The sequence below is a fragment of the Curtobacterium sp. AC273 genome (assembly GCF_979253735.1).
On sequence record NZ_CEEDDU010000009.1, the window covers coordinates 307,254 to 323,192 of the forward strand.

Sequence of the window (15,939 nt, forward strand, 5' to 3'; positions counted from 1 at the left end):
CGCTGTCGCCCATGCACGCCGCAGCCGAGCCGGTCGGGCCGGCCGAGCCGCTCGAGCCGGCTGAGCCGTTCGACGGCCTCGACGACCTCGACACCGACGACGCCTTCGGGCACCCGGCGCTCACCGACGCCGCCCGCGACGACGCGGTCTGGTCGGACGGCGACGAGGACGACATCGACGTCTGACCGTCCGGGGATCGTCACCGCCCGTTCACCCGGACGACGCGTCGCGGGGTGACGATCGACCGCATGTCCATCACGCACATCCTCGCCGGCCGGAGCGCCGACGTCAGCGGCCCGATCGCCGCCGTCAACGGCGAGAGCGCCGTCGGCACGAACCGCGGCACCGTCTTCACCGGCCGCAGCATGGTCGGCGACATCGAGAGCGAGTACGACGAGTTCGACCGTGACGCCGATCTCGAGGTCTCGAAGCGCCGCGAAGGGTGGCTCGAACCGTCCTGGTGACCCCCACCGCTCCGCTTTCGGGGTACGACGACCGGATCACACCGATCCCGGCCGCCGTACCCCTTTCTCGTGTCCAGAGGACGCAACTTCGCGGGGTACACGGCCGGTAACCCGGGCGAAACATCTCTGCAACGCCGGAAACACGGCGAATCCAGGCCGATCTGCGGCCAGATGGGGGACCGGACCGACGTCGTGGTGTACCCCGTGGGGGACGGTTCCGATGGCGAAGCACGGAGAAGCCTGAGAATCGATCGGATCGGTTTGTGGGGTACACCTCGTGACCGCTTTACTCGTGATCACCCCACCGAGGCCAACACCGTCGAACGCAGGGAGAGTCATCATGACGATCGCGACCGCAGCACCGAAGACGACGACCACTGGCACCACCGCGCGCCGGAACACCAAGAAGACGGCAGCAGCGAAGACCTCCGCCGCCACCACCGAGACCACCACGCTCGACACCGAGGTCGAAGCCGACGAGCAGCTCGCCGGTGTCCGCGGCGCCTCGGTCGACCAGGTCGGCGACTACCTCCGCCACATCGGCCGCCTCTCGCTCCTCACCGCCGAGGAAGAGGCCGAGATCGCCCGCCGCATCGAGGTGGGCCTCTTCGCAGAAGAGAAGCTCAACACCGAGAAGGACCTCGCGAAGACCACCTGCAGCGCGAGCTCCGCTGGCTCGTCCGCGACGGTGAGCGCGCCAAGGAGCGCATGATCACGTCGAACCTCCGCCTGGTCGTGAGCATCGCGAAGCGCTACTCGCAGCGTGGCCTGCCGTTCATGGACGTCATCCAGGAGGGCAACCTCGGCCTGGTCCGTGCGGTCGAGAAGTTCGACTTCACGCAGGGCTACAAGTTCTCGACCTACGCCACCTGGTGGATCCGCCAGGCGATCTCGCGTGGTCTCGCCGACAAGGCCCGGACGATCCGCATCCCGGTCCACACCGTCGAGCTGATCAACAAGATCTCGCGCACCGAACGCGACCTGACCGTCGACCTCGGCCGTGCGCCGATGCCCGACGAGGTCGCCGCCGAGCTGAGCGCTGAGCGTCGAGGAACTCGTCGACCTCAAGGGCCGTTCGCACGAGCCGGTCTCGATCCACACCGTGGTCGGCGACTCGGACGACAGCGAGCTGGGCGACTTCATCGAGGACGAGGACGCCGCGAGCCCGAACGAGCTCACCGAGACGACGCTCCTGCACCGCGACATCCGCTCCATCGTCGCCGAGCTCCCGAGCGACGAGGCGAACGTGATCCGCATGCGCTACGGCCTCGACGACGACAAGCCGATGACGCTCGACGAGATCTCGAAGATCGTCCACACGACCCGCCAGGCGGTCAGCCGTGTGGAGTCCCGCGCCAAGCTCCGCCTCTTCGCCAAGGCGGTCTCGCAGGACATGCAGCTGTACCTGACCGACTGAGGTCAGAACACTTCGGCCGGCGCGTGAGCGCTGGCTCGGGGAACCGGGTCGTTCCGTGGGAAGGCGACTCGGTGGGGTGATGGGACGGCCCGCTCAGGCACTGCCTGGGCGGGCCGTCCGATCTCCGGGGGCCGGAGCGCGAGGCCGGTCAGGACGCCCGGCGTGCGGGGACGCGGCCAGCGCGGAGCAGTCCGACGGAACGCACGGCGATCGTGCCGACGAGCAGCGTCGCCGCGGCCACCACGACCCAGGCGGCCACCGTCCCGACGACGCCGAGACCGGTCGTCGTGAGCACGCGGACCCCGTAGGTCGCACTCGCGGCCGCGGTGAACGTCATCGCCCAGAACCCGATCGCGAAGCCGGTGCGGAGGTACCGCCGGACCAGGAAGACGTGCGGCAGCAGGAACGCCACCATCGTGGGCACCAGCACGGTGTCGACCGTCGACCACGTACCGCCGGTGATCGTCCACCACGCGTTGCCGGCGACGGCCGGTGGAGCGGACAGGATCGCCAGGGTCGGGAAGAGGGGCGGCGGGAGAGCCGGCCCGGTGGCGAGTCGGGCGAAGAGCACGGCCCCGATGAGCAGCCAGAAGAGGATCCCCGTCGCGAAGAACCCGACGGCGAGCGTCTGCTGTCCGATCGCCGCCGAGGGACTGCGCGGTCAGGGGCGACGCCGCGACCGTCGGCAGCAGGTAGCCGCCGTGCAGCGTCCCCGGCTCCCGTGGCGAGGGTCAGCAGCGACGCGACGAACCAGGCGCCGAAGGCGGTCGACAGGGCGGCGGTCGCCCAGGCCCCGGCGGCGCCGACCACCGGCAGCCACCCGGCCAGGTGCGCGCTGATCAGGAGCCGACGGCCGGCACGAGTGCGGCGAACGGACCGAACACCGGGTGCCGCAGGTCGTCGCGGACGCCGGGCAGCCCGCCGGCTCGGACGGCGTACCGCACGATCGTGGTCACCCGCACGACCGCGGCGACGATCCAGAGGACCTCGCCGACGACCTGCGGGGCGTGGAGCTCGGCGCCGGCGGCTGTCCAGGTGCCGGCGATCCCGGCCGTCCCGAAGGCGATGCCGAAGGTGTTCAGTGCGAGTTTCGGACGGGTCGAGCTGCTGCTGGCCATGGGGTGCCTCCTCGGGCGTGTGCCCGGGGAACCGAACCACCCAGGGTGGTTATTCCCCGGCTACTCCTCGACCTCGCGCCCCAGCTTCTGGCGGAGGTCCTGCGGGATGGGCTCGATGAGCTGGTCCGGCCGCACCGGCAGGTCGAGCAGGCTGAGCTTCACCCGCCCGGTCCGGCCGTGCCGCTCGGCGTCGAGGCGGACCACGCTGCCGGCGTCCTTCCGGAGCCGGACGTCGAGCTGCGCACCGGTCGCCACCTCGCCGACGACGAGCCCGTCGACCTCGAGCGCCGCGCTCCGGGTGCCCTCGGCGATGTCGAAGCGGTAGCGCTCGCGGGCGGCGAGCACCACGGCGCGGTCGATCCCCGCCATCGGCGCGACCGGGGTCACCGCGGAGCCGGACGGCGCGGGGGGAGAGCACGGGACCACCGGCGGCGTAGTTGTACGCGGTGGACCCGGCCGGGGTCGCGGCGACGATGGCGTCCGCGCGGTAGTAGCCGTAGCCGAGCCCACCGACGCTGAGGTCCGCCGACACCTGGCCCGCGCCCGGTCGCCGCACGATGGTGAGGTCGTTGAACGCGAGGTAGTCGGTGCGCGCCCCGCTCCAGAACAGCCTGGCCTCGAGCGCGTGGTGCGGTTCGAGCTGGTACTGGCCGGCGGAGAGGCGTTCGAGCGCGGCCTCGAGCTCCGGCGGTTCGATCTCCACGAGGAAGCCGACGTTGCCGTAGTTCACGCCGAGGACCGGCACCGGTCGCTTCGCCACGAGTCGCATCGCGCCGAGCATCGTGCCGTCGCCGCCGAGCGCGGCGACGAGGTCCACCTCTTCGGTGAAGTCCTCGTCCCCGATGACGTCGACGCCGCCGCCGATGCGCTGGGCGTCGGCGCGACAGGCGACGAGGCGTCCCCGTCCGGACGCGTTCCAGCGCTGCAGGGTCCGGACCGAACTCCTGCACGTTCTTGGTCGGGTGGACGACGAGGCCGACGACGGGCTGCTCCATGTCGGAATCGTACCGACCTCGTCCCGAACAGCCCTGGTTCTCATCACAGATGTGCGATATTCTGCATGCATGCAGGTCGCCACGCTCTCCGTCCCCGTGCCCACCCTTCGGCACGGCCGCGAGATCGTGCTCCTCGCCGAGCAGGAGTCGCGCGAGACCGGCTTCGGGTTCCTCGACGCCGAGCACCTGCTCCTCGCCGCCGTCACCCTGTGCTCCGGCATGCCCGCTTCCGACAGGTGCTCGAGACCCACGGCGTCACACCGGACCGGGTCCGCGCCGCCAGCAACGCCTTCGTCGGAGCACGCTCAGCGACGCCGTACGCACCCGACCGGGTCGCCTGCACCCCGGCCGCGGCCCGCGTCCTGGCCCGCGCGGCGCAGCTCGCCGACCCGGCAGCGCGGGTCGGCCGCACCACGTGGTCCTCGCGGTGCTCGACGGGATCGACGACCCGTTCATGGGCGCCGCGCACGACGTGCTCGAGCAGCTCGGCGTCGAGCCGCGCCGGTTCCGACGGGCCGTCCGTCGCGCAGCGCGGCGGGCGTAGTCGACCGGACCAGACCAGCGGCCTGGAGGCGCGTGGCGGGCCCGCACGCGCCTCCGGCGCCGTCCGTCCGCCCACCGCGCACAACCCGCAACGGGGTCACGCCCACGGCGAACAGGGGCAGCCACCGGGGGGAGCGCTGGTTACTCTCGATGTACGTCACCGGACTTCCACGAGTCCGGCAAGGGGAGAACACATGTTCGAGAGATTCACCGACCGAGCCCGTCGTGTTGTCGTCCTCGCTCAAGAAGAAGCGAAGATGCTCAACCACAACTACATCGGCACCGAGCACATCCTCCTCGGCCTCATCCACGAGGGCGAGGGCGTCGCCGCGAAGGCGCTGGAGTCGCTCGGCATCTCGCTCGATGCCGTCCGCGAGCAGGTCCAGGACATCATCGGGCAGGGCCAGCAGCAGCCGACCGGGCACATCCCGTTCACGCCGCGCGCCAAGGAGGTGCTCGAGCTGTCCCTGCGCGAGGCGCTGCAGCTCGGCCACAACTACATCGGTACGGAGCACATCCTGCTCGGCCTGATCCGCGAGGGCGAGGGTGTCGCAGCCCAGGTGCTCGTGAAGCTCGGCGCCGACCTCAACCGGGTCCGCCAGCAGGTCATCCAGCTGCTGTCCGGCTACCAGGGCAAGGAAGCGGTCGCCGTCGGCGGCGAGCAGCAGCAGAACGCCCAGCAGGGTTCGCAGGTCCTCGACCAGTTCGGTCGGAACCTCACCCAGGCTGCGCGCGACGGCAAGCTCGACCCCGTCATCGGGCGCGAGAAGGAGATGGAGCGGGTCATGCAGATCCTCTCCCGCCGCTCCAAGAACAACCCCGTCCTGATCGGTGAGCCCGGCGTCGGCAAGACCGCCGTCGTCGAGGGCCTCGCCCAGGCGATCGTCGAGGGCGACGTGCCCGAGGCGCTGAAGGACAAGCAGCTCTACTCGCTCGACCTCGGGTCGCTCATCGCCGGGTCCCGCTACCGCGGCGGGCTTCGAGGAGCGCCTGAAGAAGGTCACGAAGGAGATCCGCACCCGCGGCGACATCATCGTCTTCATCGACGAGATCCACACGCTCGTCGGTGCCGGTGCTGCCGAGGGCGCGATCGACGCCGCGTCGATCCTCAAGCCGCTCCTCGCCCGCGGTGAGCTCCAGACCATCGGTGCCACCACGCTCGACGAGTACCGCAAGCACTTCGAGAAGGACGCCGCACTCGAGCGTCGCTTCCAGCCGGTGCAGGTCAACGAGCCGTCGCTGCCCCACGCGATCAACATCCTCAAGGGCCTCCGCGACAAGTACGAGGCGTTCCACAAGGTGTCCATCACCGACGGCGCGATCGTGGCCGCGGCGAGCCTGGCGGACCGCTACGTGCAGGACCGCTTCCTGCCCGACAAGGCCATCGACCTGATCGACGAGGCCGGCGCACGCCTCCGCCTGTCGATCCTGTCGGCGCCGCCGGGCTCCGCGAGTTCGACGAGAAGATCTCGACGGTCCGCGGGTCGAAGGAAGCCGCGGTCGAGGAGCAGGACTTCGAGAAGGCCGCCTCGCTCCGCGACGAGGAGAAGAAGCTCCTCGGCGAGCGTCTCCCGCCTCGAGAAGCAGTGGCGTGCGGGTGACGTCGCCGCGTCCGGCACCGTCGACGAGGGCATCATCGCCGAGGTTCTGGCGCAGGCCACCGGCATCCCGGTGTTCAAGCTCACCGAAGAGGAGACCTCGCGTCTCGTCTTCATGGAGAAGGCCCTGCACCAGCGGGTCATCGGTCAGGAAGAGGCCATCTCGGCCCTGTCCAAGACCATCCGCCGCACCCGCGCCGGCCTGAAGGACCCGAACCGCCCCTCGGGCTCGTTCATCTTCGCCGGCCCCACGGGCGTCGGCAAGACCGAGCTCGCCAAGGCGCTCGCGGAGTTCCTGTTCGACGACGAGGGCGCGCTGATCTCCCTCGACATGTCGGAGTTCGGTGAGAAGCACACCGTGTCCCGCCTGTTCGGTGCCCCTCCCGGGTTCGTCGGGTTCGAGGAGGGCGGCCAGCTCACCGAGAAGGTGCGCCGTAAGCCGTTCTCCGTGGTCCTGTTCGACGAGATCGAGAAGGCCCACCCGGACATCTTCAACTCGCTGCTGCAGGTCCTCGAAGAGGTCGTCTGACCGATGGTCAGGGCCGCGTGGTCGACTTCAAGAACACCGTCATCATCATGACCACGAACCCTCGGTTCGCAGGGCATCGCCGGTGGCCCGGTGGGCTTCCAGGTCGAGGGTGACTCGGCCGTCGGCTACGACCGCATGCGCGGCAAGGTGAACGAGGAGCTGAAGAAGCACTTCAAGCCCGAGTTCCTCAACCGCGTCGACGACACGATCGTGTTCCCGCAGCTGTCGCAGCCCGAGCTGCTGCAGATCGTGGACCTGTTCGTGAAGCGTCTGTCGGACCGTCTGCTCGACCGCGACATGACGGTGGAGCTCACGCTCGCCGCCAAGGAGCAGCTCATCAAGGTCGGGTTCGACCCGTCCCTCGGCGCACGCCCGCTCCGCCGCGCGATGCAGCACGAGGTCGAGGACCAGCTGTCCGAGCACATTCTGCAAGGTGAGCTCAACGCCGGCGACCACGTGAAGGTCGACTTCGCCGACGGCAAGTTCGAGTTCGAGACCGGGCGTCAGCCGGGCCGCGAAGAGGTCCTCGCCGGGGCGGCAGCGGTCGAGGCCGCCGACGCTCCGCAGGGCGAGATCGAGTCCTAGGACACGTCCGCACAGGAGGCGCGGTGCCGGTTGCCACCGCGCCTTCCGTCGTTCCGACGTCCTGTGTGCGCGTCGTGTGTCCGCCGACCCCCTTCCGGGGGTACGGTGAGGACTGCGTGAGGCGTTCCCCCCAACACCTCGCGCGCAGCGATCGACCGGTTCCCCCCCAACGGGTCGAGACGCCGATGGCCCCGGTCTCCTCGGAGACCGGGGCCGTTGCTCGTTTCGGGGCCTTGGTGTCAGGCGCGCAGGGTGGCGGCGAACTCGCGGACCGCGGTCTCCCAGCGCTCCGGGTCCTCGTTCCACTCCAGCGTGTGCGGCGCCGTTCGGAACGCGACCGCGCGCACGTCGCGGCGTCGGGTGAGCCGGGTGACGTCGTCCGCCGCCACCAGCACGTCGGCCTCGGAGTGCAGCACGAGGGTCGGCGTCCGGGTGTCCTGCCACGAGGTCGTCCCCACCGGCTGCGCAGCTCCGGCGAGGCGGGAGACCACGGGTGTTGTGGCGATGCGCGCCGCCACGGTGCCGACGAAGCGGGGGAGTCGCGCCGCCCCGACGGCACCGCGCAGGGCGGACCGGACGTCGAGGAGCGGGGACACCGCGACGATCCCGTCGACCGGTTCACGCGTCGCGGCCACGGAGCACGCCAGCGCACCGGCGGACCACCCCTGCAGCACGACTCGGGCGGCGCCGCGAGTCCGAGCGGCACGGACGGCGGCGACGATGCGGTCCACCGCGACGGGGTCGAGCGAGCGGAGCGGGAGGTCGGTGGTGTCGAGCACCTCGGACGTCGCCCCGAGTCCGCGCCACACCCCGAGGCCGCGGAGGACCTGGCGCGGTCCGAGGGACTGCCCGTGGACGTGCACGACGTGGGTGTCGGCGCTGACGGGCTCGGTACCGGGGGTGTCCGCGGCGTCGTCGAACAGCATCGCGTCCCAGGTCCACTCACCGTCGGCCGCGGCGGACTCCGTTCGACGCCGGACGCCGTCCGCGTCGGGGCTCAGGACCTCGCCGACGCGGACGTCGTGCCCGTCGCGCGTGAGCCGGTACGTGCCCGGCAGGCGGGTGTCCCGCGTCTCGACGAGGTCGACCTCGGTGGCGGAGGAGCTCCGCACCGTGGCCGTCGCGGTGTAGGGCGTCGGGACGATCAGCCGACGCGCCACGAGGGCCCCGAGCCCGAGCGTACCGGCCGCGCCGACGGTGGTTGCCGAGTGCGGCGAAGCGTCCGCCTGTCATGTGGTCTCCCTGGTGCGTCCGGTGGTGGGTGCGGCGACCGCCGGGACGTCCTGTCCGGCCTCGCGCGCGCGGTCCTCGAGCTCGACGGACAGCCGGTGCAGGCGGCTCCGCCACTGGCGACGCTGCCAGACGATCGTGAAGTACAGGCCGTGGTTGCCGGACTGGGTCTCGAGGGCGTCGGAGCTCCGGCTCGAGCACCCGGAAGCGCCGACGGGTCCGGCGCCAGTCGCGGAACTCCCGCGCGGCGTCCGGGAGCACCCCGCCCGCGGCGCCGACGGCGAGCAGCACCATCGACGTGAGGAACACCGGGGCGTACACGGCCGACAGCACCCGCATCGCGGCATCGGCGCCCAGGACGTGCACGGCGTCGAGGGCGACGGCGATCACGGCGACGAGCACCATCGCACCCGCGCCGATGACGAACGGCCAGTAGGTCCGGCCGAGGTCACCCGTGCGGAAGGCCCGGAGGACCGCCAGCGCCGACCGTGCGATGACGATCGCGATGTAGGTCATCTCGACCGCGGAGTACAACGCGGTGGGCCACTGGTCGCCGTACTCCGCCATGAACGACGACGTCGGGTGCGGGGCGTCGATCAGCGAGAACAGCACGACGAGGGCGACGAGGACCGCCACGCAGCCGATCAACCGGCTCGGTCGGAGCAGGTTCGCCGAGCTGGCGGCCGCCTCGACCGACTGCGCGAGGGCGAACAGCCCGCAGACCATCAGGCAGCGACCGAGCGGGTCGGCGACGTTCGGCTCGTGCGTGACCGCGGCGAGGAAGGTCAGGACGTCCGACTGGTTGATCGTCAGTCCCACCGCGACGAAGGCGCAGCAGACCATGAGCCAGGTCACGCTCGCCGACTGCGTGCGCACGAGCCACAGCCGTGCGACGAGCACGAGCAGGATGAACCACACCGGGAGCGAGCCCCAGACGTGCAGCGTCACCGGGAAGATCCCGGGCTGCTGGCCGTCCGGGTCGAGCAGTCCGATGCGGAGCGCGAGCTGGTCGGCGACGAGCTCGACCTCGTGCTCGTGCAGGGTGTCCAGCGAACGGGTGAACGCGGTCCGTCCGGTGAGCAGCCCGGTGTACGCCTGGTGGTCGCACCCGCGGTCGTCCATGAAGACGTGTGCGAGCTCGTGCAGGACGCACGCGACCCGGGAGCGCTCGGAGAGGTCGGGTCGGGTCTCGAGCAGGGCGTGGTCGGCGCGCTGGATCAGCCGCGCCGACAGGTCGCCCGGCAGGTCCGCCGTGCGCACCGCGATGGGCTTGCCGAGCGCGGACTCCGCACGCTCGACGAGCTCGGGCAGGGACAGTCGGCGGGGGAGTCCGAGGCGCTCCACCCGACGGCGCGCGTCGGACTGCCGGCGGATCGCGCCGAGCCGGTCGCGGAACGCCGTCACGATGCGCCCCCCGGACTCGTCGAGGCGCCGGACGTGCTCGGTGAAGTCGCGGATCTCGTCGGCCGTGGCGAACTCGCCGAGGCGGCGCGTGGCGAACGCGACGACCTCGCGCTTCCGCAGCTCGAGCACGAGTTCGAGCTGCGCCTGCACCCGCTCCGGCACGTCGGTGCTGCCCGCGGGATCGGTCAGGTACTCGGCCGGCACGCCGAAGTAGTCGGCGAGGGCGGCGAGGAGCCGCTGGTCGCGCACGGCGGGTCCGTTGCCGCCGAGCATGTACCCCCAGCGCGGCCGGCTCATCGAGACACCCTGCGTCTCGATCTCGGCGGCGATCTCCTTGTAGGACGGTCGCTGGCCCGAGTTCGCCTCGACGACGTCCATCAGGAGCTGGAGCTTCCGGGAGAGTTCGCGCCGGTGCGCGTCGTCGTCGTTGTACTCGATCACGTCGTCCCACCCTTTACATCTGTCTCAGACATGATAAAACTGGACCAGCGCGACGGCCAGCCTCGACCACTCTGCCAGGGTCCGGCCCGCCCGTCAGGTCGGCATTTCGTGGGGGGATGCCGAAACCGGGAACGCGATCCGTGCGCCGTGGGCGGGACCGGTGGACGGACTGGAGGCGCGGTGCCAGCTGGCACCGCGCCTCCAGTCCGATCCGGGGTTGCGTCCTACGCCTGGACGTCGCCTCGCCAGCCGGGCTCGGTCGGGGCGTTCTCGACCCGCTCCTTGTAGTTCTGCAGGTCCTTCTTGACGGCGTGACCGCCGACGCCGACGGCGGAGCCGAGCTTCTCGAGGAAGCCGGACGGCTCCCAGTCGATCTGCGCCGTCACACGGGTCTCGTTGTCCGACAGCTTGTGGAACGTGACGACACCGGCGTGGTCGGTCTCGCCGTCCTTCACGGTCCAGGCGACACGCTCGTCGGGGTGCTGCTCGGTGATGACGGCGCGGAACTCGCGCTCCTGACCGGCGACCTTGACGGTCCAGTCGGTGGTCTTGTCGTCGACCTGGACGATCTTCTCGACCTCGTCGAGGAAGTGGGGGAACTCCTCGAAGCGGGTCCACTGGTCGTAGGCCTGACGGACGGGGACGTTGACGTCGACGGTTTCGATGATCTGAGGCATGGTGTGGACGGTAGGCGGCGGAGGCTGGGCGCCGTCCAGGGCGGCGTCCCCCGGTCGCCGGGTGCCGCTCGCGCGCGCCCGGCTATGGTTGTCCGGATGACTGAGCACGGGAAGCTTACGCGTTCCACGAACGGGACGACCACGGCATCCTGGTGCGCCCGGCGCTCGCCTCCGACGTCCCGCACATCCAGCGGCTGATCGCGCCCTACGTCGACCGCCGCATCCTGCTCGGCAAGGAGAACGTCGCGCTCTACGGCTCGATCCAGCAGTTCCGGATCGCCGAGGGCCCCGACGGCGTGCCGATCGGGTGCGGAGCGCTCGCCGTGTTCTGGGACGACATCGCCGAGGTGCGCACGCTCGCGCTCGACCCGGACTGGATCCACAAGCGGGTCGGGCACCGGATGCTCGAAGCCCTCGAGCACGACGCCCGCGAGCTCGGTGTCGCGCGCATCTTCTGCCTGACCTTCGAGGTCGAGTTCTTCACGAAGCACGGGTACCTCGAGATCGGCGAGAGCGTCGTCTCGCCCGACGTCTACGCCGAACTCGTCCGGTCGTCGGACGAAGGGGTCGCCGAGTTCCTCGACCTCGCCCGGGTCAAGCCGAACACGCTCGGCAACACCCGCATGCTGAAGATCCTCTGACGCTTTCCCGCGTCGCTCGGCGGGGTGGCCTCGTCGCGTGCGCGCCGTTGTCTACCCTGTGCGCATGTCGTCGTTGCGTCATCCCGTCGGGCCCGAGAGACCGGGCGTCTACTGGCGCCGTCGTGCCACCGTCGTCGGGGTGCTGCTGCTCATCGTGGTCGTCGTCGTGCTGATCGTCGTCGGGCGGGGGAGTGGGGCGAGTTCGGCGGAGCCGTCCGCGTCCGCGTCGGCGTCGTCCTCGGCTGGGTCGTCGGCTGCGTCGACCGCCGCCGCTGCGCCGTCGTCCGGGTCGTCGTCCGGGTCGTCGGCTCCGGCCACGCCGCGCGCCACGCCGTCGGCGGCGCCGTCCCGGGCCGCTGCTGCCGGGGCGACCTGCGCGAAGGACCAGGTGCAGCTCACCCCCGTCGTGGACAAGACCGCCTACGGGCCGACGGAGGACCCGAAGATCGCGATGTCGATCAAGAACACCGGCTCGGCGTCGTGCCACATGGACCTCGGGTCCGCGCAGCGGGTGCTCACCATCAGCTCGGGCGAGGAGCAGTACTGGTCGTCGAAGGACTGCCAGACCGGTGGGACGAACCAGGACGTCACGATCAAGGCCGGGCAGACGCTCACCACGCCGGCGATCGAGTGGGACCGGACGCGCTCGTCGACGTCGACGTGCGACTCGTCGCGGCCGTCGGTGACCGCCGGGGGGCGAGCTACCACCTGCAGGTCGCGGTGGGGAACCTGGAGTCGAAGGACTCGGTGCAGTTCATCCTCGACTAGGCGTGGGGCCTCGCGGGCCGCTAGCCTCTCCTCAAGTGGATTGGGAGTGCCCGATCGGCGTCGAACCCCTGGCCCAGGCCGGGGTTCTCGCTTGTGTCGGGGAGCGGCCGTGGTCTCCGCTCCCGTCATCCGGGCCTCGCGACTCAGGTGACCGGAGATGCAGAACGGGCCCGCCGTCCAGAGGACGACGAGGCCCGTTCAACTGAGGGTGATCAGCCGATGACGGTGATGTTCTCCGCCTGCGGGCCGCTCACGGCCTCGGTGATCTCGAACTCCACCTTCTGGTTCTCCTCGAGCGACTTGTAGCCGTTGCCACCGCTCGCGGAGAAGTGGGCGAAGACGTCAGCGCTGCCGTCGTCCGGCGCAATGAAGCCGAAGCCCTTTTCGTTGTTGAACCACTTGACGGTTCCAGTTGCCATGATGGCGTTCCTTACTTTCTTGCCAGGCGAGATTTTCGCTGCCTGTCTTGCGAAGCGGTACTTGCTACCGCCGATCCGACAACCGATTGCTGTCTGATCGATGCGCCCCGCGGCGTGGGCGGGCGGAACGGGTTCGGGGCCAGGCGGCCGGGGAAGGCCAGTGACCGATGGCGCTCGAGGTGCAGGGCACCGGAAGAACGATGGACTCCCGCCGAAGCGGTTGGTACCAACACGGGCTCACGGCCGCAAGGGAAGAGCCGAGTCGCTGAACCGTCGTGAATCTGGTGGACTAGGGGGTGATGGCAGACAAGGAACAGCGCTTCCGGAGCGAACAGCTCGAGGAAGCCCTCGCACAACAGGACGTCGCAGCGGTGGCTTTCGCGCTCCGCAACGACATCGTGATCGTCCCCCGGCTCGTCACCGGCAAGAAGGACATGCAGGTGCGGGTCTTCGGTCGCGAAGGGTCCGAGAAGCGCATCCTGCTGCTGTTCTCGTCGGCGGACGCCTACACGGCGATGGTGCCGGACGAGATCCGGCAGGTCATGGTCTACGACGGCGCGCGCCTCGGCGAGTTCCTCGCCGCGCACCTCGACTCGCTCGGGGGCGTGTTCTTCGACATCGCCGGACCGCACGATGCAGGCGACGCCCGAGGACCTGCTGGCCGCACTGCGCGCCTGAACCGTTCTGCTCGGTTCGCGTCCTTCGGCGTGTCACGGTCGGTGGCTCAGGTCGCCGGCCGGTCCGACGTCGATCAGAAGGCGCGGTCGAGTTCGCGTTCCCGCTCGCTGCTGGCGAGGGAGAACGCGACGCGCAGGGCTTCGCGAAGGTGCTGCGAATCGGCACCGAGCACGGTCGTGAACCCGAGCCGTGCGGCTTCGTTCGCGCGCTGCTTCGTGCCCGTCGTCGGTCGGATCTCGCCGGCGAAGGCTGATCTCGCCGACCGCGGCCAGGGAGTGCGGGAAGGGGCGGTCGCGTGCGGCGCTCGCCAGGGCCAGTGCGATCGCGAGGTCCGCGCCGGGTTCGGTGAGCTTCATGCCGCCGACGGTGGACACGTAGACGTCGGCGTCGGACAGCTTCAGTCCGGCACGTCGTTCGAGAACGGCGAGCAGCATCGCCACCCGGGACGAGTCGACGCCGTTCACGACCCGGCGGGGCTGCGGCGCCGAGCTCGGCACGACGAGCGCCTGCACCTCGACCGGCAGCGCCCGACGCCCCTCGAGCGCGACCGTCACACAGGTACCCGACACCGGGGCACCGTTCTTGGACATGAAGAGTCCGCTCGGGTCGGGGACCTCGTGGATGCCGTCGCCGGCCATGTCGAAGCACCCGACCTCGTCCGTCGGGCCGAAGCGGTTCTTGAGCGCGCGGACGAACCGGAGTGCCGTCTGCCGGTCCCCCTCGAAGTGGCACACCACGTCGACGAGGTGCTCGAGCAGCCGTGGGCCGGCGATCGTGCCGTCCTTCGTCACGTGGCCGACGATCAGGACGGGGAGGGCGCGGTCCTTCGCGATGCGGATGAGGGTCGACGCCACCTCGCGCACCTGTGACGTGCCCCCGGCGATGCCGTCGATCGCACTCGACGAGATCGTCTGCACCGAGTCGGCGATGAGGAGATCGGGCGCACCTGGTCGATCTGACCGATGATGACGCCGAGGTCGACCTCGCTCGCCAGGTAGAGGTCGTCGTGCATGGCCCCGTGCGTTCGGCCCGGAGACGGACCTGGTCCACCGATTCCTCGGCACTGACGTAGAGGACGCGCTTGCCGGAGGCCGCCGCGCGTGAGGGCCACCTCGAGCAGGAGCGTCGACTTGCCGACGCCGGGCTCGCCGGACAGCAGGACCGCGGCACCCGGCACGACGCCGCCGCCGAGCACCCGGTCGAACTCGCCGATGCCGGTCTGCCAGCGCTGCACCGTCGTGCCACGTGCTTCGGTGATCGGGCGCGCGACCCGGTTGCCGGCGACCGCGACCGCGCTCGTCCCGCGTGCGCTGACCGTGGCGGCTGCGGTGTCCTCGACGGTGCCCCAGGCCTGGCACTCGCCGCAGCGGCCGACCCACTTGATGCTGGTCCAGCCGCACTCGGTGCAGCGGTAGAGAGACTGGGGGCGCGCCATGCTCGTCAGGTTAAGCCGTGCCGCCGACACCACCGGACTGGTCGTCCGGGTCGTCGTGCCCTGCTCCGGGGATCGGGACCGACCCCGTCATGCGCTGCCGGAGTCGGTCGATGCGCCCGGGACGGTCGGCGTGGTCGAGTGCCTCTGCGCCCTCGACGTCCTGCTCGGCACGTGCCGTCGCCACCGCGCCCGCACCGGCGCCGAGGTCCTCTGCCTCCGCGCGGAGAGGTAGTGCCGGATCGCCGCGACCACGTCCACGCGCGCGTCGACGGCGGGCTCGAACGCGCTCGCCCAGATCTCGTACCCGCGGTCGTTCGGGTGGAACAGGTCCCCGTAGCTGTTGAAGAACGTCCGACGCAGCCCGACGCGCTTCGTGATGGTGTGCAGCGGCGCCACCGTCAGACCGAACTCGTCGGCCACCCGGTGAACGATCTCGTTCGCCACGGCGACCTTCCGCTCACGGTCGGGCACGAACATGCACGGCAGCTCGGCCACGATGGCGTGGGACGGCACGGCGCCGTAGATCTCGCGGATGTTCCGCTCGAACTTGTCCGGGTGGAAGTCGGCGATGTCGTTCGCACCGATCGACACCGTGCAGATGTCCGGCGAGTAGTGGCGGAGCTTCGGCAGCTGGTCCTTCCGAGCGCCCCACGTCGTCGACCCGGACACGCTGAGGTTCACGACGCGGACCGAGGTGCGGGAACGGTGTCGGATCCGGCGTGCGAGCAGCCCCACGTAGCCGCGGTGCGGTTCCTCGCCCCGACCCCTGCGCAGCCGAGTCGCCGATCGCCAGGTAGGTGATCTGCCCGTCGTGCTGCAGGCGCTCGCGCCACCAGTCCGCGTGCACGGGGAGCATGTCGACGACGCGTCGAGCGGCGGCGCGTTGCCCGCGGACGCCGGCGCGGGCGCCGAACGTCGCGCCACCGAGGACGGCGAGGCCGCCGCCGATCGACGTGAGCAGGGCGATGAGGGTGCGCGATCTCATTCCTGGCACGGT

At 70.6% G+C, this 15,939-nt stretch carries 16 protein-coding genes and 2 pseudogenes; 6 read left to right on the forward strand and 12 right to left on the reverse strand.

Annotated elements, in window-relative coordinates; genetic code table 11:
* Positions 1-11: 11 nt before the first annotated feature.
* The 4 genes from ACZ8AI_RS16750 to ACZ8AI_RS16765 all read left to right on the forward strand — a co-directional run bounded on the left by ACZ8AI_RS16750 (position 12) and on the right by ACZ8AI_RS16765 (position 1,961).
* On the forward strand, positions 12-185 hold the full coding sequence (locus ACZ8AI_RS16750; RefSeq protein WP_464859074.1) for a hypothetical protein: 174 nt from the start codon (positions 12-14) through the stop codon (positions 183-185).
* Positions 186-248: 63 nt separating this feature from the next.
* Positions 249-464: a hypothetical protein gene (locus ACZ8AI_RS16755; RefSeq protein WP_139200068.1), complete on the forward strand. Its 216-nt coding sequence runs from the start codon at positions 249-251 to the stop codon at positions 462-464.
* A 340-nt stretch (positions 465-804) separates the two neighbouring features.
* The gene (locus ACZ8AI_RS16760; protein ID WP_464859075.1) at positions 805-1,176 is read left to right on the forward strand and encodes a sigma-70 factor domain-containing protein; all 372 of its coding nucleotides are present in this window, start codon (positions 805-807) and stop codon (positions 1,174-1,176) included.
* Positions 1,173-1,961, forward strand: coding sequence for a sigma-70 family RNA polymerase sigma factor (locus ACZ8AI_RS16765; RefSeq protein WP_464859076.1), 789 nt, complete (start codon positions 1,173-1,175; stop codon positions 1,959-1,961). The genes ACZ8AI_RS16760 and ACZ8AI_RS16765 overlap by 4 nt, the downstream gene beginning before the upstream one ends.
* Before the next feature lie 68 nt (positions 1,962-2,029).
* Here the strand turns inward: ACZ8AI_RS16765 and ACZ8AI_RS16770 are convergent, their stop codons facing one another.
* From ACZ8AI_RS16770 to ACZ8AI_RS16780, 3 genes are all read right to left on the reverse strand, one after another.
* Positions 2,030-2,521 (reverse strand): SLAC1 family transporter, encoded by a 492-nt coding sequence (locus tag ACZ8AI_RS16770; RefSeq protein ID WP_464859249.1) that lies wholly within the window; start codon positions 2,519-2,521, stop codon positions 2,030-2,032.
* A gap of 199 nt (positions 2,522-2,720) precedes the next feature.
* Positions 2,721-2,999, reverse strand: a complete 279-nt coding sequence (locus tag ACZ8AI_RS16775; protein WP_464859077.1) for an SLAC1 family transporter — start codon at positions 2,997-2,999, stop codon at positions 2,721-2,723.
* A 49-nt stretch (positions 3,000-3,048) separates the two neighbouring features.
* Complete coding sequence (locus tag ACZ8AI_RS16780; RefSeq protein ID WP_464859078.1) at positions 3,049-4,077, reverse strand: NAD(+)/NADH kinase; 1,029 nt, start codon at positions 4,075-4,077, stop codon at positions 3,049-3,051.
* A 654-nt stretch (positions 4,078-4,731) separates the two neighbouring features.
* On the opposite strand from ACZ8AI_RS16780, the pseudogene ACZ8AI_RS16785 reads away from it, so the two are divergent.
* A pseudogene (locus ACZ8AI_RS16785) lies at positions 4,732-7,249 on the forward strand (ATP-dependent Clp protease ATP-binding subunit).
* A gap of 239 nt (positions 7,250-7,488) precedes the next feature.
* On the opposite strand, the gene ACZ8AI_RS16790 reads toward ACZ8AI_RS16785, so the two are convergent.
* From ACZ8AI_RS16790 to ACZ8AI_RS16800, 3 genes are all read right to left on the reverse strand, one after another.
* A complete protein-coding gene (locus ACZ8AI_RS16790) occupies positions 7,489-8,175 on the reverse strand; it encodes an alpha/beta hydrolase family protein (RefSeq protein ID WP_464859079.1) in 687 nt (228 codons plus the stop codon).
* A gap of 16 nt (positions 8,176-8,191) precedes the next feature.
* Positions 8,192-10,324, reverse strand: a complete 2,133-nt coding sequence (locus ACZ8AI_RS16795) for a hypothetical protein (RefSeq protein WP_464859080.1) — start codon at positions 10,322-10,324, stop codon at positions 8,192-8,194.
* 224 nt (positions 10,325-10,548) lie between these two features.
* The gene (locus ACZ8AI_RS16800; RefSeq protein ID WP_464859081.1) at positions 10,549-11,001 is read right to left on the reverse strand and encodes an SRPBCC family protein; all 453 of its coding nucleotides are present in this window, start codon (positions 10,999-11,001) and stop codon (positions 10,549-10,551) included.
* A gap of 152 nt (positions 11,002-11,153) precedes the next feature.
* On the opposite strand from ACZ8AI_RS16800, the gene ACZ8AI_RS16805 reads away from it, so the two are divergent.
* Entirely contained in the window at positions 11,154-11,642 is a 489-nt protein-coding gene (locus tag ACZ8AI_RS16805; protein WP_464859082.1) for an amino-acid N-acetyltransferase, read from the forward strand.
* Between the two features lie 108 nt (positions 11,643-11,750).
* Here the strand turns inward: ACZ8AI_RS16805 and ACZ8AI_RS16810 are convergent, their stop codons facing one another.
* The 6 genes and pseudogenes from ACZ8AI_RS16810 to ACZ8AI_RS16835 all read right to left on the reverse strand — a co-directional run bounded on the left by ACZ8AI_RS16810 (position 11,751) and on the right by ACZ8AI_RS16835 (position 15,866).
* On the reverse strand, positions 11,751-12,041 hold the full coding sequence (locus tag ACZ8AI_RS16810) for a hypothetical protein (protein WP_464859083.1): 291 nt from the start codon (positions 12,039-12,041) through the stop codon (positions 11,751-11,753).
* 21 nt (positions 12,042-12,062) lie between these two features.
* Positions 12,063-12,233 carry a hypothetical protein gene (locus tag ACZ8AI_RS16815; RefSeq protein ID WP_464859084.1) on the reverse strand — a complete coding sequence of 57 codons (171 nt, stop codon included), beginning with the start codon at positions 12,231-12,233 and terminating at the stop codon, positions 12,063-12,065.
* Positions 12,234-12,622: 389 nt separating this feature from the next.
* On the reverse strand, positions 12,623-12,829 hold the full coding sequence (locus ACZ8AI_RS16820; protein ID WP_464859085.1) for a cold-shock protein: 207 nt from the start codon (positions 12,827-12,829) through the stop codon (positions 12,623-12,625).
* 11 nt (positions 12,830-12,840) lie between these two features.
* The gene (locus tag ACZ8AI_RS16825; RefSeq protein ID WP_464859086.1) at positions 12,841-13,461 is read right to left on the reverse strand and encodes a hypothetical protein; all 621 of its coding nucleotides are present in this window, start codon (positions 13,459-13,461) and stop codon (positions 12,841-12,843) included.
* Positions 13,462-13,580: 119 nt separating this feature from the next.
* A pseudogene (gene radA, locus ACZ8AI_RS16830) lies at positions 13,581-14,942 on the reverse strand (DNA repair protein RadA).
* 87 nt (positions 14,943-15,029) lie between these two features.
* Complete coding sequence (locus tag ACZ8AI_RS16835; RefSeq protein WP_464859087.1) at positions 15,030-15,866, reverse strand: SGNH/GDSL hydrolase family protein; 837 nt, start codon at positions 15,864-15,866, stop codon at positions 15,030-15,032.
* Positions 15,867-15,939: the final 73 nt, after the last annotated feature.

Excerpts from the sequence above, each read along its gene's own strand:
- ACZ8AI_RS16750 (WP_464859074.1), top strand. The coding sequence starts at position 12 with ATGCACGCCGCAGCCGAGCCGGTCGGGCCGGCCGAGCCGCTCGAGCCG.
- ACZ8AI_RS16755 (WP_139200068.1), top strand. The coding sequence starts at position 249 with ATGTCCATCACGCACATCCTCGCCGGCCGGAGCGCCGACGTCAGCGGC.
- ACZ8AI_RS16760 (WP_464859075.1), top strand. The coding sequence starts at position 805 with ATGACGATCGCGACCGCAGCACCGAAGACGACGACCACTGGCACCACC.
- ACZ8AI_RS16765 (WP_464859076.1), top strand. The coding sequence starts at position 1,173 with ATGATCACGTCGAACCTCCGCCTGGTCGTGAGCATCGCGAAGCGCTAC.
- ACZ8AI_RS16775 (WP_464859077.1), bottom strand. The coding sequence starts at position 2,999 with ATGGCCAGCAGCAGCTCGACCCGTCCGAAACTCGCACTGAACACCTTC.
- ACZ8AI_RS16790 (WP_464859079.1), bottom strand. The coding sequence starts at position 8,175 with ATGCTGTTCGACGACGCCGCGGACACCCCCGGTACCGAGCCCGTCAGC.
- ACZ8AI_RS16800 (WP_464859081.1), bottom strand. The coding sequence starts at position 11,001 with ATGCCTCAGATCATCGAAACCGTCGACGTCAACGTCCCCGTCCGTCAG.
- ACZ8AI_RS16820 (WP_464859085.1), bottom strand. The coding sequence starts at position 12,829 with ATGGCAACTGGAACCGTCAAGTGGTTCAACAACGAAAAGGGCTTCGGC.